A 25619-nucleotide genomic window follows, 5' to 3' on the forward strand; every position below is an offset into this window, starting at 1 on the left:
AGCCGGTCCCCGGCGTGCCCCCGATGCGCCGCCGCCACGCCAGACCGGCAGCTCGCCGGTGGTCCAGGACATCACGGGCGCCACACCGGCCGCCCGTCCCGCGAACCGTCGCCCCGCCGAGCGCTCCGCTCCTGTAGCGCCGGTCGCGCGTCCCGAACCGGAGCAGGCCGAAGAGGTCACCGACGTCCTTCCCCCGCTCGAAGAGCAGACTCGCGCCAAGCGCAAGGGCGTGGGCTGGCCCACCAAGGAGGGCAAAAACGCCAAGCCGAAGACGGTCGGCACCTCCGCGCAAACCCGCCTGGAGGCCTCCCGGGAGCGCCGCAACAAGCGTCTGCGGGCCACGGGACGGGCGGGGGGAGCAGTGTGCGCCGTCGTCGCATTGCTGGTCACCGGCGGCGGCTGGAGCTACCTGCGGTCGACGACAGACGGCTTCACCCAGGTCAACGCCCTCGACGAGAACTCGGAGGACATCGTCGATTCCAGTGCTCAGCTCGGCGACGAGAACTACCTGCTCGTCGGCACCGACACCCGCGCGGGGGCCAACGGTCAGCTCGGCGCGGGCACTTTGGACGACGCCGAAGGCGCCCGCGCAGACACCACCATGCTGGTCCACATCCCGAAGGACCGGAGTCGGGTCGTCGTAGTGTCCTTCCCGCGCGACCTGGACGTGACCAGGCCCCAGTGCAATGGATGGGACAACGAAAAGAACGCATACTCCGACGAGAAGTTCCCGTCGGCCATAGGCGACAAGCTCAACGCCGTCTACAACCTCGGCGGCCCGATGTGCCTCGTCTCCACGATTCAGCGCCTCACCGGCGCGTCGATCAATCACTTCATCGGCATCGACTTCGCCGGTTTCGAGTCGATGGTCAACCAAATCGATGGCGTCGAGGTCTGCGCGTCCAAGCCGCTCGTCGACGACGTGCTCGGCACCATCCTCGAGCACCCGGGCAAACAGCGCATCGACGGCCAAACCGCCCTGAACTACGTGCGCGCCAGGCATGTCTACGGTGAGGAACGCAGCGACTACGACCGCATCAACCGGCAGCAACGCTTCCTCGCTTCGCTGCTGCGCGGCACGCTGTCCAGCAAGGTGCTGTTCAATCCGGGCAAGTTGAAGGGTTTCATCGACGCGTTCAGCAAGCACACCTGGGTCCAGAAGGTCGAACCCGACGACCTGCTGAGGCTGGGACGATCACTGCAGAAGATCGATGCCGGCGCGGTCACCTTCATCACCGTCCCGACCGCGGGCACCACCCCCTACGGCAACGAAATTCCCCGCGAATCGGACATCAAGGCGATCTTCAAGGCGATCCGCGACGACCAGCCACTGCCGGGCGAGAAGCCGACCGTCCAAGCGAACGCGCCCGCCCCCACCCAGGCCGCGGCGACACCGACGAAGCACCGGGCGGTGGACCCCTCCACCGTCTCGCTGCTGGTGTCCAATGGCTCCGGCGTCGAAGGGCTGGCGCGTACGGCCGCCACCAAGCTCGGCAACCAGGGCTTCACGATCTACAACACCGGAAATTACGCCAACGGCACCTCAGCGACGACGAAGGTCCGCTACGCCGCGGGCCTGGAGGCCGAGGCAGCCACCGTGGCCAGCTCGATTCCCGGCGCGACCATCGAGGCCGCCGATGATCTCGGTGGCATCGTCGAGGTCGTCATCGGGGGCGATTCGGCGAACGGCGTCATCGTGAAGGCGCCGACGCCGGTGGGTGACGAGATCACCAACGTGGTGACGAGCACCCCGAAGGATTCGACGCCGACCGTACTGCCCTCGGACCTGGAACACGTCAACGCGGCCGAGGACATCTGCAAGTAGGACCGGATACACCGCGGCGAGCATGCGACGCAGGTCACAATTTGCCGCGATGTCGCCGTCTCGGGCGCGGCGAATTCCGGTTGTTGACCCGTCAAGGGCAACCGGCGCGCTAATGATGCACACCGGTCATTCACTCGGCGTTCGTGACTTGGTCAGCGTGGCGAACTAGGGTCAGGTTCCATGCGTGTCATCTACAACGAGCAAATGGCCGAGCTCGCCCACCTGCTGGGTGAGATGGCCGGCGTTGCCGGCTCGGCCATGGAGCGGGCGACCCAAGCCCTGCTCCAGGCGGACCTCGCCCTGGCGGAGCAGGTGATCGGTGAATCCGACCGGATCGCGGAGCTGATCCAGGACGCCGAGGAGAAGGCCTTCGCCCTGCTCGCGTTGCAGGCGCCGGTGGCGGGCGACCTTCGGCAAGTGGTGAGCACGATCCAGATCGTCGCCGACGTGAATCGGATGGGCGCGCTCGCGCTGCACGTAGCCAAGGTCGCACGCAGGCGTCATCCGAACCACGCGCTACCGGAAGCCGTCAACGGCTACTTCGCCGAGATGGGCCGCATCGCGGTGAACATGGGGGCCGGTGCGCGAGAGGTGCTGGAGACCCGCGACCCCGAGCGCGCCGCGCAGCTGAACGAGGACGACGAGGCGATGGACGACCTGCATCGTCACCTCTTCACGCTGCTCATGGACCGTGAGTGGAAGTACGGCGTAGCCGCCGCCGTCGACGTCACACTGCTCGGCCGCTACTACGAGCGCTTCGCCGACCACGCCGTCGAAATCGGCCGGCGGGTGATCTTCCTGGTGACCGGCGTCCTCCCCCCTGACCCGGATGCCGAGGGGTAACCGAAAGACTTGCCGGGCTTGACGTTTCGCGGGCGGTAAATGATAGATTTACCCGCGCGGAGCGGGATTGCTCCGGTATAGCGTTACGCCGGAGGGGATCCGGTATGAAGGGGGGCGTCATGAACGTCGATCCAGCAGAGCTGCGCGCGTTGGCCGCGTCGATGGATCAAATCAGCGGCAATATCGGCGGCTTGACGGTGCGTACCACCACGGACGCGCTCGGTAATGTGCTGCCCGGTTCGGCATTGAGCGAAGTGTGCTCGGCGGCGGGTGCGAATGTCGAAGACGCGTGGCGGCGAATGGCCATGCGGTGTAAACGGATCTCCAACATCGCCAAAGGCGGCGCCGCGAACTACGAGGTGTCCGACCAGCAGTTTCGCGATGGCCTCGAGGCGATGGGCGCGCAGCTGTGAGGACGACGAATTCGACGGCCACGCTGAGTCAGGTGCGGTCGGAATGGCAACCGTGGAAACTGGGCGAAGCCGGAACGGAAATACGAACTCGCAATGGCGAATTCGTATCGTTGATCGATGAAACGGTGACGCAGATTCGTGCGGCAGGCGCGCATTGGAGTGGCGATGCCTATTACGCGGCCTACGACCGGATAGCCGGCGACCGCGACGCGGCGAACAAAGTGGCGCTGGATACCGAGGAACTCGCGCAGACGTTGATCGATAGCGGCACCAGTCTGGCCGGGTTCCGCCAAGCTTTGCTGGACAAGGTCGACCAGGCCGTCGCGGCCGGATTCACCGTCTCCGAGGACTGGCAGGTCACTCCCGGGCCGGACGTCGCGGACGACGACGGCGACTCGCAGTACACCCACCAGACCGCCATCACCACGGCGCTGAACGAGCTGCTCGGCACCCAATCGGACGTCGCCACCAAGATCGAGCAGGCCAGCGGTAATGTGCGTGCCCGCAGTGACCAGCTCGGCGACGGCGACCCGCTCGACAGCGGCGAGCAGACGGATCCGATGCTCGCGGTGTACGGCCGGCAGTCCGATAGCGCGAACACCGACGAGGACCCGACCGACCCTTCCACCACTCCCGCGGGCACGCCGCAGGCGAATCCGATCGCCGAGGAGCAGTCCACCGGCGAAGACGAGACCGATAAGTCGAAGTCGGGCGAGGACAAGAGCGACGACGACGACAAGAGCACCGGCGAAGACAAGAACACCGGCGAAGACAAGAACACCGGCGAAGACAAGAACACCGGCGAAGACAAGGGCGAGAAGAGCGACGACTCCAAGTCGTCCGGTTCCACCGGTCCCGCCGGCGACCCGAATTCCTGGACACCCTCGGATGTGACGAGTCTTATCAGCGCGGTGGGCGGGATCACCGGAGATGTGCCGACGTTGATCGAGTCCGTCGGCAAGCTCGACGACGATCTCGACGACATCATCAAAGCGGGCGGAGAGGCGGGAAAGGGCCTGATCGACTCCGCGGGCTCGGCCGCGGAGAACTTCGCGAAGGCCGCCGATACGGTGATCACGAGCGTCGACCAGGCGGCCGACGGCACGCCCGCGGACTCACCGTCCACGGGTGAGCCCGCCAAGGACGGCACACCGGCAGCGGACAAAGCCTCCGACGATTCCACGACCGACCAGCCCTCCAAAGCCGATCCGAACGCGAAAGCCACCGATCCGAAGGCGGATGACCCGACTTCGAAGGCCGACGACAGCAAGACCGGAAATCCGAATCCGGCGCAGGGCACGGAAACGAAGCCGGAACAACAGCCTGCGTCCGTCCGGCAGGCGAGCTACACCGGTACCGAACCCGCCGCGCCCAGCAGCACTTCCGCGCCCAGCTCACCGTCGACCGCGCCCGCGAGTACCGGCTTGCTCGGAGGACACACGGCGAATCGGCAAGCGGATTCGGAACACACCCGTCGAGTAGAAGCGGCGCAGACGCCGCTGTTCGAGACACCCCCAGACCAGTAGATCAGCATTTCCTGCCGAATGGAGAAAGGCCCGGGGTAGCCGACTCGCTACCCAGGGCCTTTCCTCTACCCGTACCGATCGAAGCCGCTCGGCAGCCGGATCAGCCGAAACGGCCGGAGATGTAATCCTCCGTGGGTATAGCGAGCCGCCTGAGCTTGCCACTTCCCGGTCCGCCACCGCCCCTTCGAACCGTAGCCACCGACAACGGCAAAATCGGCCCCGTCCGCTGCCAGCGGGCGGGGCCGATCGTTGGACTGTTGCGTTATGCGCCGACGGCTTGCCAGTTGTCGACGGCGTAGATTACAACAGGAGCAGGTATGACTATCCGGCGATGATCCATCCGTACGAGCCCCCGCCGTATGAGTAACACACCCACTTCGTCGAACCTTCATAGTGAACGTTGCCAACGGAATACGCATTGCAAGGCGCTGTAGGCGCAGCCTCAGCTTGTGGGGCAAGCATCGCCGCGGACAAGATCGTGGCCACACCGACCAACGCACCAGAGAGCAATCGTACTGCCATCACGAAACCTCTTTCGCTTCAACGGAATCCACAGAGGTTGCGCCATTCGAACCCCCCTGTTTCACAGCCTACCGAACCATGCTGAAGGAAACAATGACCCGAGCGCACCTTCCGCCCCCGTTCGCAAGGGATCCGCGGCCGGGATAGGTGCGACGCCGCGCAGCCGCGCGAACGCCGCCTCGGAGATCAGCCGATCGGAGTTGTCACCGATCGAAATCAGAAGGACGGCAGCGGTATCCGGCCCAAGGGCGAATACCTCGCAGGGGCCGATTCGGGCGGGTACTTCGGCGACTTCGAAGCCGCTGTCGCAGGTCGCGGGCGAGTTCCGCGCCATAGGAGCCGGTGCCCTCGATCCCGGCGCGGACTACCCGACCGCTGGATCGCAGCCAGTTCCCGGGTTCGGGCAAGAAACTACGTCAGATCGTCAACCGGGCAAACGCTGCCTGATGCGGCAACTAGTTCTTGGCCGGAGCGCAGAAAGGCCCTGGGCATACCCAGGGCCTTTCACTTTGCCTGTCGCAGCCTCGGTGCACAGCCGCTCGGCAACCGGAATCAGCCGAAACGGCCGGAGATGTAATCTTCCGTGGCCTTCTGCGACGGGTTGGAGAAGATCTTCTCGGTGTCGTCGATCTCGATCAGCTTGCCCGGCTTGCCCTGGGCCTCCAGGTTGAAGAAGCCGGTCTGGTCACTCACGCGCGCGGCCTGCTGCATGTTGTGGGTGACGATGACGATGGTGAATTCCTTCTTCAGCTCGGTGATCAGGTCCTCGATCGCCAGGGTGGAGATCGGGTCGAGCGCCGAGCAGGGCTCGTCCATGAGCAGCACGTCGGGCGAGACGGCGATGGCGCGCGCGATGCACAGACGCTGCTGCTGACCGCCGGAGAGGCCGCCGCCCGGCTTGTCCAGGCGGTCCTTCACCTCGTTCCACAGGTTGGCGCCGCGCAGCGAGCGCTCGGCCACCTCGTCGAGTTCCTTCTTGTTGCGCACGCCTTGCAGCTTCAGGCCCGCGACCACGTTGTCCTTGATGGACATGGTGGGAAACGGGTTGGGCCGCTGGAAGACCATGCCGATCGTGCGGCGCACGCCCACCGGGTCGACCTGGGTGCCGTAGATGTCCTCACCGTCGAGCAGCACCGCGCCCTCGACCCTGGCGTTCGGGGTTACCTCGTGCATGCGGTTGAGCGAACGCAGCACGGTGGACTTGCCACAACCCGAGGGACCGATGAAGGCGGTCACGCTGCGCGGCAGCACGGTCAGCGAGACATCGGACACGGCATGGAACTTGCCGTAGTAGATGTTCAGATCTTTGACGTCGATCCGCTTGGCCATTGTCGGTAATCCGTTCCGCTTCTATCGGTTCCGGGTGAGCAGGCGGTTGAGGACCGCAGCCGCGAGGTACAGGAAGGCGATGATGATGATGAGGGTCAAAGCCGCGCCCCAGACTCGCTCGCGTCCGGCGGCTTCGGGGTTGGCCAGCTCCTGGTAGATCAACAGCGGCAGCGACGCCATGTTGCCGTCGAAGATGTTCGTGTTGATCGACTTGCTGTAGCCGACCAGCACCAGCACGGGAGCGGTCTCGCCCATCACCCTGGCGATGGCGAGCAGGATGCCGCTGATCATGCCGGGCAGAGCCGTCGGCACCACGATCCGCACGATGGTCTTCCACTTCGGGATACCCAGCGCGTAGGACGCTTCGCGTAGTTCGTCGGGCACCAGTTTGAGCATTTCCTCGGTGCTGCGGACGACCACCGGCAGCATCAGCAGCACCAACGCCAGCGACACCGCGAGCGAGCTCTGCGGGAATCCGAGCGTCGCGATCCACAGCGCGAAGATGAACAGCGCCGCGACGATCGACGGCACGCCGGCCAGGATGTCGACCATGAAGGTCGTGGTCTTGGCCAGCACGCCACGGCCGTACTCGACCAGGTACACCGCGGCCATGATGCCGAGCGGCACGGCGATCACCGTCGCGACCAGCGACTGGGCGATGGTGCCGTAGATGGCGTGGTAGACGCCGCCCGCGACCTGATTGGGCAGCACGCCCTTCAGCGAGTTCTGCCACCAGTTGGCCCGGACCACGGCGCTGAAGCCCTTGGTGATCACCATGATCAGGACCCACGCCAGTGGCACGAGCGCGATGCCGAACGCCAGCCAGACCAAACCGGTCGCGACGTTGTTGCGTATCCGGCGCGACAGGCTCACGTCCCGGAATGTGGGCGGCTTGATCGGCCGGTCCAGAGTCGAGGTGGTCATCACCCGTTCACCCTTCCGCCCGCGGCGAGTCGAGCCAGCGCATTCACGACGAAGGTCAGCGCGAACAGGACGAAGCCTGCCGCGATGTACGCGCCGGTCGGCAGCGGAGCGCTGAACTCCGCCGCGGCCGAGGCGATTTTGGAGGCGAAGGTGTAGCCGCCGTCGAACACCGACCACTGTCCCGGCTGCGCGGCCGTCTTCAGCACGATCAGCACGGCGATCGTCTCGCCGAGCGCACGGCCGAGGCCGAGCATGGCGCCCGCGATCATGCCGCTGCGGCCGTACGGCAGCACCGTCATCCGCACGACTTCCCATTTCGTCGCGCCGAGCGCCTGCGCCGCCTCGATGTGGGCGCGCGGGGTGAGGTTGAATACCTCACGGCTGACCGACGTGATGATCGGCAGGATCATCACCGCGAGCACGACGCCCGCGGTGAAGATCGTGCCGCCGCTGGCCAGCGGGATGTTGCCGTCCGAGAACAGGAACAGCCATCCGAGGTTGTCGTTCAAGAAGGCCTGGATCGGCTCCAGTTGCGGAGCGAGCACCAGGATTCCCCACAGACCGAACACGATCGAGGGCACCGCCGCGAGCAGATCGACGACCACCGAGAACGGCCGTGCCAGCGTCTTCGGCGCGTAGTGCGTCAGAAACAGCGCGATGCCGATGCCGATCGGAACGGCGAGCACCAGGGCGAAGATCGAACTCAGCACCGTCACCATGAACAGGTCCCGGATGCCGAACCGCAGGTGGTTGGCATCCGAGGTGTTGAAGTCGGTGCTGGTGAAGAAGTTCGCCTCGTTCGCCAGCACCGACGGCACCGCTCGGATGAGCAGGAACAGTGCGATCAGCGCGATGGCGGCGACGATGATCGCACCGGCCGCCGTCGCCAGGGAGCGGAAGATGATCTCCGCTCGCTGGCTGTGCTGCGGACGGGCCCTCTTCGCGGCCGGATCGTTGCTCGGCTTGCTCGGCATGAGCGCAGTATCTCCGCCTGCTCGCTGGTCGGTCGAATCCGACGGACCAGCGGCGGCAACCTCGTCGTGGACGGTCATGTGGGACTGCTATCAGGAGATGGCGTTGATTGCGGTGGTCAGCTTGGTCTTGAACTGCTCCGGGATCGGGATGTACCCGGCCTCGTCCAAGCCCTGCTGGCCGTTGGTGACCGCCGAGGTGAGGAATGCCTTGACCGCCTTCGACGTGGCGGCGTCGGAGTACTTCGAGCACACGATCTCGTAGGTCGGCATGACGATCGGGTACGCGCCCGCCACCGACGGCTTGTAGAACGACGAGGTGTCGATGACCAGGTCGTTGCCCTGGCCGGAGATCTTCGCGGACTCGATCGCCTTGCCCGCCGACGCGACGCTCAGCGTCACCGGGTCCTTGCTCGCCGAGGTGATGATGCGCGCGATCGACAGGTTCTGCGCCTTCGCGAAGGACCACTCGTTGTAGGTGATCGAGTTCTTGGTGCTCTTCACCGCGCCCGAGGTGCCCTCGTTGCCCTTCGAGCCCGCGCCGACGCCACCGTTGAAGGCCTTGCCCGCGCCCTTGCCCCAGGCGCCGTCGGAGGCGGAGTCCAGGTAGAGCTGGAAGTTGTCGGTGGTGCCCGACTCGTCGCTGCGGAAGATCACGGCGATCGGCTCGGACGGCAGCTTGGCGTTCGGGTTCAGTGCCTTGATCTCCGGAGCATCCCAGGTGGTCACGGAGCCGTTGAAGATCTTGGCGGCCGTCGGGCCGTCCAGCGCGAGATCGGCGACGCCGTCGATGTTGTAGGTGATCGCGACCGGGCCGAACACGGTCGGCAGGTTCCACGCAGGCGAGGCGCAGCGGTCGGCGGCCTTCTTCGGCTCGTCCTTCTTCGCGCTCAGCGGCGAGTCGGAGCCACCGAAATCGGTCTGGCCACCGAGGAATTCGCTCACACCGGCACCGGAGCCGCTGGAGGTGTAGTTGAGCGTGGAACCGTCGCAGTTCTTCTCGTACGCGGCGATGAAGCGCTCCATCGCGTTCTTCTGCGCCGAGGAACCGCTGGCCTTGAGGGCCTCCTTGCCGCCGCAGGCGACGTCGACCTTCGCCACGTTGCTCGAGTCGGTCGCGGTGTTGTCGTCGCTGCCACAGGCGGCCAACGTCATGGCGCCGACGGCCAGCACACCGACGAGGGCGCTGCTGCGCTTGAGATTCACTATTCCTCCGGAGTGGCGTCCAACTCGTCCGGTCCCTCACCGGCCCGGACGGGTGCTGTGGTGCTGTTCGCGGGGAACTTGCGCACCAGGCAACAGTGTGCTGCCCTCACTCAACCTAAAGTCACGTGGTTGACAGTTGGACCGACCTGAGTGAACGGAGAGTGAACAGCCCGGCGCGATTGCACCCGGTAGATGTGACGTTTGCCCCAGTTTTACTCGCGGACACCCGTTCTGCCGCCTGTTATTCAGCATCCGCCGCGGCGTAGGCGACGTCGACGTGTGCGGGGGCGAATCCGAGCCGGGTATAAGTGCGCACCGCGGCCGCGTTGTCGGCCTCGGTGTAGAGCAACACCTCGGCCAAGCCGCGGTCACGCAGATGACGCAAGCCGGCGAGAGTGAGCAGACGACCGAGCCCACGCCCCTGCGCCGCCGGATCGATACCGACCACGTAGACCTCACCGAGCGGCGGATTCTCCGCGTGATGCACCTTGGTCCAGTGGAATCCGAGCAAACGGCCGGGGGCGGCCGGGTCGAATGCCAGGAACAGGCCCGCCGGATCGAACCACGACTCGGCGCGGCGGAGTTCGATATCACGCCGGGTCCACCCGCCCTGTTCGGGATGCCACGCGAAGGCGGCACTGTTCACCCGCAGCAATTCCGCGTCGTCCGCGGGGCCCGCGTAGGTGCGCAACACGATGTCGTCCGGCACGCTCAATTCCGGTAGCTCAGGACTTGCCAGCGACCGTCGCATCTGCCAGAGCTCACGCGCGGTCCGCAACCCGAGCCGCGCGGCGACGGCTTTGGCCGCCGGCCGGTCGCCGTGCGCCCAGACCCGAGCCCCCGCACCGCCCGCGGCCAGAGCGTCCTCGACCAGAGCGGCGCCGACGCCGTGGCCGCGCTGGGGCGGGTCGACCGCGACCTCGGCCATCGCGGGATGGTCGCCGTGCGCGGGAACGAGATTCGCGTAGCCCGCGATCGCGCCGTCGCGCCGAGCGAGCAGATGACGTGCTCCGGCGTGCTCGCCCGAGCTGAGCGACAGCACGGCCTGTTCCGAGACCGGGGCGACCCCGTCGGCCACGGTGGCACGCGCCAGCAGATCGGTGATCGCCTGCGCGGTGTCCGCATCGAGACGATCGGTCCACTGTGTTGTCACGCCGCTCATCGGCCTCCGTTCATCGAGCCCAGCGGACTCCGTTCGAAGTCCGCCCTTGGCAACGTCATAGGGGCGGGCGGCATTTCCGGAGTTCGATGCGCGAGCCGCCCGGATTACTGCGCGGAGCCGTTGACCGGCGTGAGCGGGGAGTCGTCGGTGCCCTCGTTGTCCTCGTCCGGGAAACTCACCTGCTCGCCCTTGGCCGCCGCGCGCGACGGGCGCACGGCCTTGTAACCGACATTGCGCACCGTGCCGATCAGCGATTCGTATTCGGTGCCGAGTTTGGCGCGCAATCGCCGCACGTGCACGTCCACGGTGCGGGTGCCGCCGAAGAAGTCGTAGCCCCAGACCTCCTGCAACAGCTGCGCGCGGGTGAACACCCGGCCCGCGTGCTGCGCGAGATATTTCAGCAGCTCGAACTCCTTGTAGGTGAGGTCGAGCGGGCGCCCACGCAACCGCGCGGTGTAGGTGCCCTCATCGATCACCAGCTCACCGAGAGTGATCTTGCCGGTGTTCTCCGGGCTCGCCACGCCGCCGTTGCGCCCGACCAGCAGCCGCAATCTGGCGTCGAGCTCGGCGGGGCCGGTGCCGGGCAACAGGATGTCGTCGAGCCCCCAGTCCGCGTTCACCGCGACCAGGCCGCCCTCGGTGAGCACCGCGACGACCGGCACCGAGGACCCGGTGCTGCCGAGCAAGCGGCACAGGCCACGGGCCGCGGCCAAGTCGGTTCTGGCGTCTACCAACGCGACGTCCGCGGTGCCTGCCTCGAGCAGTGATGCCACTTCCGTCGGCGCGGGGCGCACGTTGTGCGCCAGCAACGCAAGCGAGGGCAACACCGACTCGGGGTTGGGGTCGGAGGTAAGCAGGAGCAGCTCCACAGGCCCTCCTCCCATCTCGTAGCCACGCGGATGCGGCAGCACCGCCGCGGCCGCGTCGCTAATCACAGGTAATCGGATGCAAGATTAGCGCGTAACAAGGCATGACCACGCATTCCGGGGTCCCCGACCGCACCGGAGGACACCCGCGAGCCCGGCTCGAGCCAACCGATATGGTGCGTACATGGGTTACGTACCGGGCAGGCCCGCGACCGGCGGGGCGCCCGGCACGGCAGCCGAACGCGCGCCGCGTGGCTCCCGGCCGCCGCGGCCCGAGACCCGGAGAGACGGGGGAGCATGCGCAAGCTGATCATCGGCCTGCTGTGTCTGGCGGGCTTCGCCGTCGTCGTCGACTTCAGCACCGCGGCCTATTCGGAATATCGCGTGTCCCGCGCGCTGCGCGACGGCGCCGATCTCACCGCCGATCCCGAGGTGACGATTCACGGTTTCCCCTTCCTCGGCCAGGCATGGGACAGCCGCTACGACCACGTGGAGATCCGGGCGCGCGCGAAGCGCGCGGACATCCCCGGCGAAACCGCGCTGGAGGCGACGCTGACGGGAGTGCGGCTCCCGGTCGGCGAACTCGTCGACGGCAGCCTGCGCAGTGTTCCCGTGGAGCGAGTGGACAGCAGGCTGCGGGTGGAGCCGACCGAACTCGGCAGGCTGTTCACCATCCCCGATCTGCAGGTGCATTCGCGGCCCGCGGACAAGTCCGACGGGACCGGAGGATCGGGCGGCTCCGGCATGACCACCACGGGGGCGCTGGTGCTCACCGGCACCCTGCCGGAGACGCCCGGAGCGCAGTACAGCGGCGAAAAAGTGAGCGTGCAGGCCGATCTGTCGCTCGACGGCGATCAGGTGAAGATCGTGGCGACGGGTTTCTATCGCGGCCCGCCCGGCACCGAGACCATGCCTGTGGCGGTGATCACGGAGGCCGATCGTCCCGCGGTGCTCGCCCGGTTCACCCGTACCATCGATACCAAGGAGTTGCCGTTCGGCGTCCGGCCCACCAAGGTCTCCGCCCAGGGCGGTCAGATCGTCGTGGAGGGCAAGGGCGTGAACGTCACGATCGACCTCGACCGATTGCAGCGACCATGATCCAAGTCACCATTCTGGCGGTGGTACTGCTCGCCGCGCTGGCGGTGGGTGTGCTGCTGCGCCGCCGCGAAGGCAAGGTCCGCGCGGCCGACGGCATCGACCTGTCCGACTCCGCCCGCGCGGAACTGCTGGCAGCCGTCGGGGTCACCGGCGACGGTCCCGCGGTCCTGCATTTCTCCGCCGAGTGGTGCGGACCGTGCGACGCGGTTCGCCGGGTGGTTGCCAATGTCACCGACCAGCTCGCGGGATCACCGCAGCCGCCCCAGGACATCGAGGTGGACATCGACGCCGAGCCCGCGCTCGCCCGGGAGTTGAACGTGCTCTCGCTGCCCACCACGTTCGTCTTCGACACCGCGGGCAGGGAACGGTTCCGCATTTCCGGCGTGCCCAAGGCCACCGATCTGCAGTCCGCGCTGGAGCCGCTCACCGCAGCGGCCTGAGCTGCGACGACAAGTCCCCTCGACGGATGTGATCCACCCCGGGTCCAATTCTCCCGCCGAATTGGGTAAACTGCTGACGTGCTTTCCAACCACGAGCTGATGCTCACCCGACGCCGCACAGTGGATCTGTGTCGGCTCGGTGGTTGTTGCTGCCTGTGCCGCTGATCGGTCGGCTTCCCCGGATTTCCTGACGCCGACCCCTGTCCGCCGCGCGAGTGATCTCACGATCCCCCGGCGAATTGGCAAATCTTCAGTCATCGGACTTTCTCAGCGCAGGAGTACGCACAATGTCCACCCAGATTCGTAACAGTTCCGGAACGCGACCCGCTACCACAGATCAGGTCGATGTTCGGGGACCGCACTTCGCGGCGTGGGTGACCACCGGCGTCCTCGTGGTCGTCCTGCTCGCCGCCGCGTTATCGCCCGGCGCGGCCGCGATCCTGATCGCGCTGCAGGCGGTCGTCTTCGCGATCGGCGCGGCCCTCGGCCCGCGCCGGCATCCGTATGGCCGGATCTACGCGGCATTCGTCGCGCCGCGCCTGGCGCCGACCAGTGCGACCGAGCCGACGGCGCCGCTGCGGTTCGCGCAACTGCTCGGTTTCGTCTTCGCGGCCGTCAGCCTGCTGGGCTTCGCGCTCGGCTCCACAGTCGTCGGCGCGGTGTTCGCCGGCTTTGCCCTGTTCGCGGCGTTCCTGAACGCGGCGTTCGGGATCTGCCTGGGTTGCCAGATCTACCCGCTGGTCGCCCGTCTCCGCCGGAGCCCATCACCGGCATCGAACTGACCCTGCTCGTCATCTCTGAAAGGAAAACAATGGCTCGCTCCGATGTCCTGGTCTCCGTTGACTGGGCCGAAGAGAACCTCAACGCCCCCGGCGTCGTCTTCGTCGAGGTCGACGAGGACACCTCCGCCTACGACGGTGGGCACATCGAGGGTGCCGTCCGGCTCGACTGGAAGAAGGACCTGCAGGATCAGGTTCGTCGCGACTTCGTGAACCAGGAGCAGTTCTCCGATCTGCTCTCGGCCCGCGGCATCTCGAACGACGACGAGGTCATCCTGTACGGCGGCAACAACAACTGGTTCGCCGCGTACGCCTACTGGTACTTCAAGCTGTACGGCCACAACAACGTCAAGCTGCTCGACGGTGGCCGCAAGAAGTGGGAGCTCGACGGCCGTCCGCTGTCCACCGAGGCGGTCAACCGGCCCGCCACCCAGTACAAGGCGTCGGCGCCCGACCTGTCCATCCGTGCCTTCCGCGACGAGGTCATCGCGGCCATCGGCACCAAGAACCTGGTCGACGTGCGTTCGCCCGACGAGTTCACCGGCAAGATCCTGGCGCCCGCCCACCTCCCGCAGGAGCAGAGCCAGCGTCCTGGCCACATTCCCGGTGCCATCAACGTGCCGTGGAGCAAGGCCGCGAACGAGGACGGCACCTTCAAGTCCGATGCCGAGCTGACCGAGATCTACAAGGAAGCCGGCCTGGACGGCGAGAAGGAGACCATCGCCTACTGCCGGATCGGCGAGCGCTCCTCGCACACCTGGTTCGTGCTGCAGGAACTGCTCGGCCACCAGAACGTCAAGAACTACGACGGGAGCTGGACCGAGTACGGCTCCCTCGTCGGCGCTCCGATCGAGTTGGGAGAGTAAGAGATATGTGTGCAGCACCTACCCAGGGTCAGGCCATCCCGGCCGGTGTCGACGTGGAGAAGGAAACGGTCATCACCGGCCGTGTCCTGAGCGCCGACGGCCAGCCGGTGGGCGGGGCGTTCGTGCGCCTGCTCGACGGCAACGGTGATTTCACCGCCGAGGTCGTCGCGTCGGGCACCGGTGACTTCCGGTTCTTCGCGGCTCCCGGATCGTGGACCGTCCGTGCGCTCTCCTCGGCGGGCAACGGCTCGGCCGAGCTGCGCCCCGAGGGCGCGGGCATCCACTCGGTCGACGTCACGGTCGCCAAGTAAGACGCCACACCGGTCGAACGGCCCCGGTCGCTTTCCGCTCCGCGGAAGCACCGGGGCCGTTTGCGTGCCGCGACAAGAGGGTCGTTAGACTCGGATCGTGGTCCTCTTCTTCGAGATTCTGCTGGTGGCCGTGGCCGTTCTGATCGGCTGGTTCGGCCTCTACGTCTTCTACCGGCTGTTCACCGAATCATGAGCGAACTCGCGAGCGAAGGTTCCAACCCGGCCGAGCGAGCGAGTGAACAACTGAACGGAAACGCTCCGGCTGATTCCGCCGGTCGCCGCAGCGGTGACCAGGCCGTCGCCGACGCCGCCGAACGGGCGAGATCGACCGGCGCGCGAAATATCCCGGTCCTACCGGATCTTCCGCTGCCCGAGGACACCGCCAATCTGCGCCTCGGCCCGGATCTGAGCGCCTCGATGCTCGCGCTGCTCCCGCTGGTAGGCGTGTGGCGCGGCGAGGGCGAGGGTAACGACCCCGAGCGCGGGGACTACCGGTTCGGCCAGCAGATCGTCGTCTCGCACGACGGTGGCGACTACCTGGCCTGGGAATCCCGGTCCTGGGTGATCGAGGCCGACGGCAACTACGGCGGCCCCGACCTGCGGGAGAGCGGCTTCTGGCGGGTCGGCATAGATGGCAACGACGAGGTCATCGAATTGCTGCTGTCGCACAGCAGCGGCATCGTGGAACTGTTCTACGGCCAGGCGCTGACCCAGTCGTCCTGGGAACTGGCCACCGACGTGGTGATCCGCAGCCAGTCCGGCATCGTCGTGGGCGGCGCCAAGCGCCTCTACGGCATCGTCGAAGGCGGCGACCTGGCCTACGTCGAGGAACGCGTCGTAGCCGACGGCCCGCTCGAACCTCGCCTATCGGCCCGCCTCCAGCGCTACATCGGCTGAGCCGACGCGACAGCTGATCTCGATCGCGACCCAGCCGAACGTCTACTGGGCGTCCGGGACCCGCGTCCTGATCGGGACACGGCGCGACCCGATCGCTTTCGGATCCTCCACGCTGGCTGAGGGAACACGGAGGTCCGGTTGGCGATCTGGTCGCGCTTCTCCGGAATCGTGCAGGATCGTAGTCCGTCTCCCACGGACGAGAACAGCCCCCGAGCCATACCGGTGCGACTCTCATCGCACGGGTCCGGTCGGACAGACCGGGGCTCGGGGGCCGGGTGACTGCCTGGAATTCGCTCAGCGCTCGCGCGGGCGAAATCCACCTGCAGCGGTGGCGCTAGCGGACAGCCACCTCACGTGTCCTATGAATATCCATTCGTCGAACCACCTCCTTCCTCGTGTACGAACGAATCTAGTGGCGTGTCAGCAGCTCGGCAACGGAATTTCTCGGTGGGCGGAATCGGGGGCGCCACACGCTGTCGCTCGTGCCGCGAATTCCGTTGCGACCAGGCCAGATGCGGTGAGCCGGAGCACCGCGTCCGCCTGATGGTCGTCCGGCAGTTGGTGTGTGACGACGACCACGATGCGATCGGGCTCGACGATGCCGCTGTCGACGTCCAGCAGGTCGCGCAGCAGCTGCGCCCCGGGCTCGGCCTCCAGGTGCTCCGTCGGTTCGTCGAGCAGCAACACCCGCGCCGGTGACACGAGTGCCCGCGCGAGCAGTATCCGGCGACGCTGGCCGCCCGACACAGCGGCCGCTCCCCCGGCCAGGCCGGTGTGCACTCCGTCCGGCAGCCCGTCCAGCCAGTCGCCGAGACCGACTGCCCGCAACGCCTTTTCGGCTTCTTCGGCGGTCAGATCGCCACGCGCTACCCGCAGATTCTCCAGCACGGAGGTGCCGAACAAGTGCGCGTCCTCGGCGAAGAAGGTGATGCCGGGGCGCGGTGTGCCGAACAACCCCGCCCACCGAATCAGCAGAGTCGTCTTGCCCGCGCCGCTGGGGCCGACCACCGCAATCCGCCTGCCCGGAGGCAGTTCCGGCACGCGCGCGTCGTCTAGCCGGGCCGAGGGGGCGAGGCTCGTCCGCCGTTCTTCCGGTTCCGACTCGTACCCGGGCTGGGAGTCACAGGGGTCCGTCGCCGTGCCGGTGGGCGAACCGGGTTCCAATCCGTCCAGGCGATGCAGCGCGGCACGGGCGGTCGTCAGCGCCTGCGCCGCTGCGGGCAGCGGGCCGACCGCTTCGAAAGCCGAGAGGGGCAAGAGGACCAGGACGACCAGCGCCATCGGTGTCATCGCGCCCGCGCTACCGCCATCGGGGCCGTAGAGGGTGATGCCGATCAACAGGGCGCCCAGAACGGCGGCGCCGATCGAGAACGGCGTGGCGGCGGCGGACCAGGCGCTGCGCCGGGCAGCCCGGTCCTCTGCCGCGACCGCTCGTCTCGACGCCGCCGCGGCCGCGGCGAGAGCGGCGTCGAGACGACCGGCGACGCGCAATTCGGCCGCGTGGTCGAGGACTGTCAGAGCCTGCGCGGTGAACTCCGCCCGGTCGGCGCGGACGGCACGTTCCGCCTCCGACGCCGCCGCGGCCGACAACCACGGCGCGACGATGCCCGACAAGGCCAGCACACTCGCCAGGATCCCGGCCGCGGGCGGCGAGATCGTGGCCAGGAGCGCGACGGCCGCGACCGAGAGGACGAGGGCGACCGCGACCGGCACGAACACGCGGACCACCACGGCGCCCAGGTCATCGATGTCACTGCCGACGCGGACCAGGAGATCACCGCGGCGCGGCGGCTTCATTCCCCCGGCGGGCGCATTCGACCGGTCGTGCCCGGTCCGCGAGACATCGGGCCGGCGCAGCCAGAAATCCGAGCGAGCCAGCGTGCGGTAGACCGTGGTGCGCGCGGTCGTCATGGCGCGCAGGGCGACGTCGTGCGTGGCAAGACGTTCCAGATACCGGCACAGGCCGCGCGAGATGCCCAGCGCGCGAACCGCGACGACGGCGATGCTCAGGTCGAGCACCGGCGGCATCTGCCAGGCTCGCGCGATCAGCCAGGCCGCCAGCGCCGCGAGCCCGAGCCCGCTGCCCAGCGCCAGCACGCCCCAGCCGATCGCCACCGCGACCCGCCCGCGGGACAATTCGAGCAGCGTCCACATCCGGCGCAGATCACCGAACATCGTCGTGTCGCGTGAAACGGCGCGCGTCATCGCGATCGCCCCGCTCGCCCGTCCCTCGCGCCGGCTCGCGAACCGCGGCCGGCCATCAGCGAGTTTTCCGCACAGGTCGCGCCACCGTCACCCACTGTCTGCCGCCGTTTTCTCCCGGGCGTGCCACCACCCAGTCGACCGACCTCCCCCGCCCCCACTGCGGGACCTCCGCTCGCGCGGTGCGCATGACCACGAGCCGATCGAACGCGGCTGATCCTCGGGCGATCCTCGGCGACGATCAACGGCTGCTGAACTCCGGTCGGCTTTCGTTCGATCGGCACGGACTCGCACGACGCGATCACCACGACGGAACCGGAAACGACTGTCGCACCCACACGCCCATGGGTCCGAGGGCAGGGACCAGCGGACCGTCCCCGAATACTCCGGACAAACCACGCGCCGCTCACTGAACAAGCTTTCCTGCCGACATCCGCCCCCTGACGTGACCGGGCGCGATCGGCATCGGCCCGACCGTCACGCAGAACCATGCCTGGAAACGTGACCGGCGGACGGCCTCCATGCGAGTCGATAATGCTTCGCGCGTTCACCGCGGGACCTCCGCTCGGTCGGCGCCTACCTGGACGACGTGGTCGGCGGCAGCCAGTACGGCCGGGCGGTGGCCGATGACGACGACCGTCGCGCCCGCGCGGGCCCGGACCCGGAGGGCGGCCAGCACGGTGGCTTCGGCGGCGGCGTCGAGGTGTGCGGTCGGTTCATCGAGCAGCAGGATCGGGCGATCGGTGGCCAGCACCCTGGTCAGCGCGAGGCGTTGGCGCTGGCCGAGCGACAGGCCGATGCCGCCGGGTCCGACCTCGGTGTTCCAGCCGTCCGGCAGCTCCGCCAGCACGGCGTCGAAACCGGCAGCCAGGCAGGCGGCTCCGAGATCGTCGATGACGCGCGCCGGGCCGCGGGCGGCGCGGTCCACCGTTCGCGCGCCGAGCAGTTCGAGGTTGTCCCGCAGCGTGCCGGGCACCAGCACCGGCCGCTGGGGCAGCCACGCCACGCGCGCCCACCATCGGTCCGGGTCCAATTCACGGACGTCCACACCGTCGACGGTCACGGCGCCCCGGTCAGGCGTGATCAAGCCCAGGATCGCCTGCACCGCGGTGGATTTGCCGCTGCCGTTGGGACCGGCGAGCACACTGAGGCAGCCGGGCCGCAAGACCGCGGACAGACCCGCGGGGGCATAGCCGTCACGCGCCTGCACCGAGAGGTCGCGGAGTTCGACCGCACCCGGGCCTGGGGAGTTGTCGCGACGAACCGTTGCCATGGCTGGCTCCCGGGGTTCTGCCACCGCGCCCCGCACGCCTTGGCCGGGCACCCGCTCGATCGGCTCGTCGTCACGGTCTGGGGCCGCCGTACCCTCCACACCGTGGCCAGGCAGCGACGCGGGCGGATTATCGTCAAGAGCCGGGGCCCCGCCGACGCGCGCGGCAGGCGTGGACTCGAGAATCGCGAACGCCTTATCCGCGGCCGCCATGCCATCCTGGGCGGCGTGGAAACGTTCGCCCACCATGCGCAGCGGCAGGTACACCTCGGGGGCGAGCACCAGCACCACCACACCCGCGTAGAGACTCATCTCGCCGAATACCAGCCGCAGCCCGATGGAGACCGCGATCAGGGCCACGCTGAGGGTCGCGAGCATCTCCAGCACCATCGAGGACAGGAAAGCCATGCGCAGCGCCCGCATGGTGCGTTGCCGCAGCGCGTCACCGAGATCGCGGACGCGGTGCTGCATGGTGTGTGCGGCGGCGTCTGGTTCGGATTCCGCGTGGCCCGTCTCGCGGCCGAGCGCGCGCAACGTCGGCATGCCCGCGAACAGGTCGAGCAATTGGTCCGACAACCGGGTGGTGGCGGCGAGGGTGGCTTCGGCTCTTCCCTGGGTCAGCAGGCCGATGAGGATCATGAAGATCGGGATGAGCGGCAAGGTGATCACCGCGATCACACCGGAGGTCGGATCGTGGGCCGCGATGACGATGAGCACGATCGGCGGCACCAGCACCGCCAGCAGCAGAGCGGGCACGTAGCCGACGAGATAGCCGCGCAGCCCGGACAGGCCAGTGCCGACGACCACGGCCAACTCCGTCCGGCGCGTGTCGAGTTCGCGAGGCGACAGCCGTGCGCCCGCCGCCAGCACCGCGCCCTCCAGCTCCGCCACCACGCTCGCGCCCGCTCGGTGCGCCAGCCGGGACTGCGACCACGTGGCGAGCGCCCGTCCCGCGATCACGAACGCGAGCACGACCAGTTCGACCGTCCACGCGCCGAGCGTGCGCGAACCGGGATCGGTGACCACCCCGGCCAGCACCCGTCCGATCAGCAGCGCCGCCACCACGATCGCCGCGGTGACGACCAGTGACAGCGCGACGCTCAGCGCCAAGTAGCCGCGCGCCGAGCGGGCGTACCGCCATAGGCGCGGGTCGATCGGCGGGCGGGCCATGGCGTCAGTCCTGCACGCGCCGCATGGGCAGGCCGACCGGGGGCGGGATCTGCTCGACGGTGATCCGCTTGCGGAACACCCAGTAGGTCCAGCCCTGGTACACCAGCACGACGGGGGTGGCCAGCGCCGCCGCCCAGCTCATTACCTTCAGCGTGTACGGCGTCGAGGACGCGTTGTGGATCGTCAGGTCGAATGCCGCGTCGAGCGTCGACGGAAGCACATTCGGGAACAGTGAACCGAACAGCAGCGCGGTCGCCGCCGCGACGGTCACCGTGGTGCCGGTGAACGCCCACCCGTCACGCTGGGCGAAGTCGGCGGCCGCCGCGACGACCAAGCCGAGTACCGCCAGCGCCAGCGGGATCCAGGTCCAGCCGGTCCCGTAGGACAGCTGGGTCCACAATCCGAATCCGCCGACCACGACCACCGTCGGAGCCAGCAGCAGCCGAGCGGTGCGCCGGGCGTCGTCGCGTACCTCGCCAGCCGTCTTGAGCACCAGGAACATCGCTCCGTGCAGCGCGAACAGCAGTCCGGTCGCCAATCCGCCGAGCAGGGCGTAGGGCCCGAACAAGTCGGCCACCGAGCCCGCGAACTGCTTCTTCTCGTTCAGCGGAACACCGTGCACGACATTGGCGAACACCCAGCCCCAGGCCAGCGCCGGAACCCAGGAACCGATGCCGATGCCGATGTCGCAGCGGGCCCGCCAGCGCGGGTCGTCGATCTTGCCGCGGTACTCGATCGCGCAGATCCGCAGGATCAGCGCGACGAGCACCAGCAGCAAGGCCAGGTAGAAGCCGGAGAACAGGCTGGCGTACCACTCGGGGAACGCGGCGAACATCGCGGCGCCCGCAGTGATCAGCCAGACCTCGTTGGCGTCCCACACCGGCCCGATGGTGTTGAGCACCGCGCGCCTGCGCCGGTCGGACCCCTTGCCGAGGATCGGCATGAGCATGCCGACGCCGAAGTCGAAGCCCTCCAGCACGAAGTAGCCGGTGAACAGCGCGCCGATCAGGACGAACCAGAACTCTTGCAGACTCATCGCCGGCTCCTAGTAGGCGAACGAAAGGTGTTCGACGGCGGGTTCTTCGGCCGTGCGGCCGCCCGAGGTCGAGCCCGTGCCGTGCGGCTCGGACGCGGCGGGTGCGGCCGGATCGGGTCCGTGGATCACGTACCGGCGCATCAGGTAGAACCACACGATCGCGAGCGCGCCGTACAGCAGCGTGAAGGTGATCAGGGAGAACAGAACGACGCCGGGCGAGTGGTTCGAGACGCCCTGCTGCACGGTGAGGCGCAGGTTCGGGTCACCGGTGGGGTTGGGCACGACCACCCAGGGCTGGCGCCCCATCTCGGTGAACACCCATCCGGCGCTGTTGGCCAGGAACGGCGTGGGGATGACCAGCAGGCTCAGCCAGGAGAACCAGCGCTGGTCGGGCACCCGGCCGCGGCGAGTGAGCCACAGCCCGGCCAGCGCGAGCAGCGCCGAACCCGCCGACAGACCGATCATGGCGCGGAACGACCAGTAGGTGACGAACAGGTTCGGGCGGTAGTCGCCGACGCCGAACTTCTCGTTGTAGGCCTTCTGCAGGTCGACGACGCCGTCCAAGGTCACGCCGGTGAACTCACCCTCCGCCAGCCAGGGCAGCACGTACGGCACTTCGAGCACGTGCGTGACGCTGTCGCAGTTGTTGTGCGTGCCGACGGTGAGCACGGAGAAGTCGGGGTCGAGCGCGGTGTGGCACAACGATTCCGCCGAGGCCATCTTCATCGGCTGCTGTTCGAACATCAGCTTGCCCTGCACGTCACCGGTGTAGACCAGCGCCGCCAGCGACACGATCAGCACGGCGATGCCCGCCCGCGCCGCAGGCCGCCACATCGCCCGCGCCTCGACGAGTTTCGCCTCGTCGCCGCTGCGGGCGTTGCGCACCATCCACCATCCCGCGATGCCCGCGACGAAAGTGCCCGCCGTCAAGAAGGATCCGGCGACCACATGCGGGAAAGCGGCCAGCAAGGTGTTGTTGGTGAGCACCTCCACGATGCTCTGTAGCTCCGCGCGACCGGTTTCCGGGTTGTAGCGGGCGCCGACCGGATGCTGCATGAACGAGTTGGCCGCGACGATGAAGTATGCCGAGGCGTTCACGCCGATCGCGACCATCCAGATCGCGCCCAGGTGCAGCAGTTTGGGCAACCGGCTCCAGCCGAAGATCCACAGCCCGAGGAAGGTCGACTCCATGAAGAAGGCGATCAGGCCTTCCAGCGCGAGCGGGGCGCCGAACACGTCACCGACGAAGCGGGAGTACTCGCTCCAGTTCATGCCGAACTGGAACTCCTGCACGATGCCGGTCGCGACGCCGAGCGCGAAGTTGATCAGGAACAGCTTGCCGAAGAACTTGGTCAGCCGCAGCCAGTGCTGCTTGCCGGTGACGACCCATGCGGTCTGCATGGCTGCCACCAGCGGCGCGAGACCGATGGTCAACGGCACCAGAAGGAAGTGATAGACCGTGGTGATGCCGAACTGCCATCGGGAGATGTCCAAGGCGTTCAAGCCGGCCTCCTTCGTATCTACGACGTATCGTAGTAAGACTACGTCGGAGACAACGGGGAACAATGAGTTTTAGGCCACGCCACCAGCGCGATTGCCGGGCGATTTCGCCTGTTTTCCGTGCTCATCGCCACCCCGTGCCCGCCCGAGTAGGACGGAGATCACGGAGCGGCGCCTCACCACGACAGCGCCGCCCTCCGTGTCCGGCCGACGCGACAACCGATCTCGCGGGCGCGACACCCGGTCACCAGTCGCCGATGGCTCCCGCCCGCTCGATGCCGCGATCGACCAGATCGATGATCTCTTGGGCGTTGTCCGGCGCGGACATCCGCAGGCCGTCCAGCGAATTGACCCGGGCCGCGAGCGAGATGCTCGACAGCATCCAGACGCTGTCGCAGGTGAGCAGATCGGCGGTGAACAGCGAGTCGTAGCGGCAGCGCCAGCCGGCCTTCTCGGCTTCGGCGAACAGCGCGCGCTGGGTGACGCCGGGCAGCACGCCGTTCTTCGCGGGCGGGGTGATCAGTTGCTTGTCGCGGGCGATCACCACGGTGGACCGCGGCCCCTCCAGCACCCGATTCTCCGTGCTGGTGAAGATCACGTCGTCCGCGCCCATCCGCGCGGCGAACCGCAGGGCGGCCATGTTGGTGGCGTAGGACAGCGTCTTGGCCCCGAGCAATTGCCAGGGCGCCGCCTGCGCGAGGTCGACGGAGATGCCGCGCGAGAGGCTCACCACGGCGACGCCTTCGGCGCGGGCCTTCGCCACGCGCTCGGGCACCGGCGCGACGAGCACGAAAGCCGTCGGCACCGGCACGGCGGCGGCGAGATCGCCGGTCTTGACCTTGTCGGGCGTGCCCGCCAGCTCGGAGTCGCGGCCTCGGGTCAGCACCAGCCGCAGCACGCCTTCGCGTTCGCTGCCCCATTCCTTGGCGGCGATCTCCACCGCCTCGCGCCATTTACCCAGTTCGGGCTCGGGCAGATCGAGCGCCTGCGCGGAGCGGCGAAGTCTGCCTAGATGAAATTCGATCGCGCACGCGACGCCCGCGCGCACGAGCACCGTTTCGAACACACCGTCGCCACGCAATACGCCGATATCGTCCGCGAACAACAACGGCGCATCCACATCTCGGACCGCACCATCGAGAGTTACCAGAACTCGATCCACCATGCGACGAGCGTAGGCGGTGTGAGCGGCCAATGCCTATGTCACGGCCGCTTTTGCCAGACCTTTTGTGCAGCCGCACCACAGCCCCCGCCGTAATGCTCGGACAATGCCGATCGGCTATGCCGGACCGCGGCGCCGTGGCCCGGTTGGCGCACCGCCGGGCGGACCCGCCTAGAGTGGAGAAGGTGTCCGTGGTCGTTGCGCCCAGCCCCCTGCTCAGTGTGTCGGGAGCCGTCGCGGGAGCGGCGGGTTCGCCCGATGCCGCCGTCGCCTGGCACTACGGCGATCCGTTCGGTGAACAGCGCGCCGCGGTGGAGCGCGCGGCGATCGTCGACCGCTCGCACCGATTCGTCCTGCGCATCACCGGCGGGGAGCGGCTGACCTGGTTGCACACCATCACCAGTCAGCATGTCGCCGCCCTCGGCGACGGGCAGTCCGCCGAGAACCTCGACCTGGATCTGAACGGCCGGGTGCAACATCACTTCGTGCTCACCGAGCTGGACGGCACCGTCTGGATCGATACCGAGGCCGAGCGCGGTCCCGACCTGCTCGCGTTCCTGCAGAAGATGGTCTTCTGGGCCGACGCCAAGCCGGTCGAAGCCGCCGACCACGCGGTTGTGAGCCTGCTCGGACCGGGAGTCGCCGGCCTTACCGAAGCGCTCGGCGTCCCGGTTCCGCCCGGCATGTACGAGGCGGCGCCGCTGCCCGGCGGCGGTTTCCTGCGCCGGATGCCGTGGCCGACGGCGGACTCCTTCGACTTGGTCATCCCCCGCGACCGGCTGACCGACCTCTGGACCCGGCTCACCGCGGCCGGCGCCACCCCCGCCGGGATGTGGGCGTTCGAGGCGTTGCGCGTCGCGGCCGTTCGCCCGCGCATCGGCCTGGACACCGACGAGCGCACCATCCCGCACGAGGCCCGCTGGATCGGCGGCGTCCCCGAGCACGGAGCGGTTCACCTGGACAAAGGCTGCTATCGCGGCCAAGAGACCGTGGCCAGGGTGCACAACCTCGGCAAGCCGCCGCGGCACCTGCTGCTGTTGCACCTGGACGGCTCGGCGGACGAGCGCCCGGTGATCGGCGACGAGGTCACCGCCGGTGGCCGCACGGTCGGCAGGCTCGGCACGGTCGTCGACCACTACGAGCTCGGCCCGATCGCCCTCGCCCTGGTCAAGCGCGCCGTTCCGGCCGATACCGCGCTGGCCGCGGGCCCGGTGGCCGCGTCCATCGATCCGGATTCGATACCCTCCGACGACGAGCCGCAGGCGGGCCGGGTCGCGGTCGACCGGCTGCGCGGGCGTTGA

At 68.0% G+C, this 25619-nt stretch carries 22 protein-coding genes; 11 read left to right on the forward strand and 11 right to left on the reverse strand.

From position 1 onward, the window contains the following. From NA8_RS29840 to NA8_RS29855, 4 genes are all read left to right on the forward strand, one after another. A partial coding sequence (locus NA8_RS29840; RefSeq protein WP_063053651.1) for an LCP family protein occupies positions 1-1825 on the forward strand: 1825 nt, incomplete at its 5' end. Between the two features lie 180 nt (positions 1826-2005). Beyond that, a complete protein-coding gene (gene phoU / locus NA8_RS29845; protein ID WP_063053652.1) occupies positions 2006-2668 on the forward strand; it encodes a phosphate signaling complex protein PhoU in 663 nt (220 codons plus the stop codon). 119 nt (positions 2669-2787) lie between these two features. Beyond that, positions 2788-3081 (forward strand): type VII secretion target, encoded by a 294-nt coding sequence (locus NA8_RS29850; protein WP_063053653.1) that lies wholly within the window; start codon positions 2788-2790, stop codon positions 3079-3081. A 125-nt stretch (positions 3082-3206) separates the two neighbouring features. Next, on the forward strand, positions 3207-4607 hold the full coding sequence (locus NA8_RS29855) for a hypothetical protein (protein WP_157106996.1): 1401 nt from the start codon (positions 3207-3209) through the stop codon (positions 4605-4607). Between the two features lie 1074 nt (positions 4608-5681). On the opposite strand, the gene pstB is transcribed toward NA8_RS29855, so the two are convergent. From pstB to NA8_RS29890, 6 genes are all read right to left on the reverse strand, one after another. Next, positions 5682-6458: a phosphate ABC transporter ATP-binding protein PstB gene (gene pstB, locus NA8_RS29865; RefSeq protein ID WP_039795034.1), complete on the reverse strand. Its 777-nt coding sequence runs from the start codon at positions 6456-6458 to the stop codon at positions 5682-5684. A 21-nt stretch (positions 6459-6479) separates the two neighbouring features. Beyond that, positions 6480-7382, reverse strand: a complete 903-nt coding sequence (gene pstA, locus NA8_RS29870) for a phosphate ABC transporter permease PstA (RefSeq protein WP_063053656.1) — start codon at positions 7380-7382, stop codon at positions 6480-6482. Continuing rightward, positions 7382-8356 carry a phosphate ABC transporter permease subunit PstC gene (pstC, locus tag NA8_RS29875; protein ID WP_063053657.1) on the reverse strand — a complete coding sequence of 325 codons (975 nt, stop codon included), beginning with the start codon at positions 8354-8356 and terminating at the stop codon, positions 7382-7384. The genes pstA and pstC overlap by 1 nt, the downstream gene beginning before the upstream one ends. 90 nt (positions 8357-8446) lie before the next feature. Then, on the reverse strand, positions 8447-9559 hold the full coding sequence (pstS, locus tag NA8_RS29880) for a phosphate ABC transporter substrate-binding protein PstS (protein WP_157106998.1): 1113 nt from the start codon (positions 9557-9559) through the stop codon (positions 8447-8449). Between the two features lie 241 nt (positions 9560-9800). After that, positions 9801-10721, reverse strand: coding sequence for a mycothiol synthase (gene mshD, locus NA8_RS29885; RefSeq protein WP_063053658.1), 921 nt, complete (start codon positions 10719-10721; stop codon positions 9801-9803). Between the two features lie 104 nt (positions 10722-10825). Continuing rightward, the gene (locus NA8_RS29890) at positions 10826-11590 is read right to left on the reverse strand and encodes a winged helix-turn-helix transcriptional regulator (protein WP_040864770.1); all 765 of its coding nucleotides are present in this window, start codon (positions 11588-11590) and stop codon (positions 10826-10828) included. Positions 11591-11884: 294 nt separating this feature from the next. Here NA8_RS29890 and NA8_RS29895 point away from each other — a divergent pair, with 294 nt between their 5' ends. The 6 genes from NA8_RS29895 (at position 11885) to NA8_RS29920 (ending at position 15978) form a co-directional block, all read left to right on the forward strand. Then, on the forward strand, positions 11885-12685 hold the full coding sequence (locus NA8_RS29895; RefSeq protein WP_063053659.1) for an LmeA family phospholipid-binding protein: 801 nt from the start codon (positions 11885-11887) through the stop codon (positions 12683-12685). Beyond that, positions 12682-13125: a thioredoxin family protein gene (locus tag NA8_RS29900; protein WP_063053660.1), complete on the forward strand. Its 444-nt coding sequence runs from the start codon at positions 12682-12684 to the stop codon at positions 13123-13125. The genes NA8_RS29895 and NA8_RS29900 overlap by 4 nt, the downstream gene beginning before the upstream one ends. Before the next feature lie 287 nt (positions 13126-13412). Next, a complete protein-coding gene (locus NA8_RS29905) occupies positions 13413-13907 on the forward strand; it encodes a DUF4395 domain-containing protein (RefSeq protein WP_063053661.1) in 495 nt (164 codons plus the stop codon). A 29-nt stretch (positions 13908-13936) separates the two neighbouring features. Continuing rightward, entirely contained in the window at positions 13937-14770 is an 834-nt protein-coding gene (locus NA8_RS29910; RefSeq protein WP_040864742.1) for a sulfurtransferase, read from the forward strand. 5 nt (positions 14771-14775) lie between these two features. Then, positions 14776-15081: a DUF1416 domain-containing protein gene (locus NA8_RS29915; protein WP_063053662.1), complete on the forward strand. Its 306-nt coding sequence runs from the start codon at positions 14776-14778 to the stop codon at positions 15079-15081. Positions 15082-15270: 189 nt separating this feature from the next. Continuing rightward, positions 15271-15978 (forward strand): heme-binding beta-barrel domain-containing protein, encoded by a 708-nt coding sequence (locus NA8_RS29920; protein WP_063053663.1) that lies wholly within the window; start codon positions 15271-15273, stop codon positions 15976-15978. A 420-nt stretch (positions 15979-16398) separates the two neighbouring features. Here the strand turns inward: NA8_RS29920 and cydC are convergent, their stop codons facing one another. The 5 genes from cydC to NA8_RS29945 form a co-directional block, all read right to left on the reverse strand. Next, positions 16399-18183, reverse strand: a complete 1785-nt coding sequence (gene cydC / locus NA8_RS29925) for a thiol reductant ABC exporter subunit CydC (RefSeq protein ID WP_245664062.1) — start codon at positions 18181-18183, stop codon at positions 16399-16401. Between the two features lie 544 nt (positions 18184-18727). Then, positions 18728-20620 carry a thiol reductant ABC exporter subunit CydD gene (cydD, locus tag NA8_RS29930; RefSeq protein ID WP_063053664.1) on the reverse strand — a complete coding sequence of 631 codons (1893 nt, stop codon included), beginning with the start codon at positions 20618-20620 and terminating at the stop codon, positions 18728-18730. A 4-nt stretch (positions 20621-20624) separates the two neighbouring features. Continuing rightward, on the reverse strand, positions 20625-21656 hold the full coding sequence (cydB, locus tag NA8_RS29935) for a cytochrome d ubiquinol oxidase subunit II (RefSeq protein WP_063053665.1): 1032 nt from the start codon (positions 21654-21656) through the stop codon (positions 20625-20627). A gap of 9 nt (positions 21657-21665) precedes the next feature. After that, positions 21666-23159 (reverse strand): cytochrome ubiquinol oxidase subunit I, encoded by a 1494-nt coding sequence (locus tag NA8_RS29940; RefSeq protein WP_063053666.1) that lies wholly within the window; start codon positions 23157-23159, stop codon positions 21666-21668. A 241-nt stretch (positions 23160-23400) separates the two neighbouring features. Next, positions 23401-24321, reverse strand: a complete 921-nt coding sequence (locus tag NA8_RS29945; protein WP_063053667.1) for an aminodeoxychorismate lyase — start codon at positions 24319-24321, stop codon at positions 23401-23403. 182 nt (positions 24322-24503) lie between these two features. Between NA8_RS29945 and ygfZ the strand changes: the two genes are divergently transcribed. Beyond that, positions 24504-25619 carry a CAF17-like 4Fe-4S cluster assembly/insertion protein YgfZ gene (gene ygfZ, locus NA8_RS29950; protein WP_439957435.1) on the forward strand — a complete coding sequence of 372 codons (1116 nt, stop codon included), beginning with the start codon at positions 24504-24506 and terminating at the stop codon, positions 25617-25619.

The sequence above is a fragment of the Nocardia arthritidis NBRC 100137 genome, assembly GCF_001612765.1.
Lineage (GTDB): Bacteria > Actinomycetota > Actinomycetes > Mycobacteriales > Mycobacteriaceae > Nocardia > Nocardia arthritidis.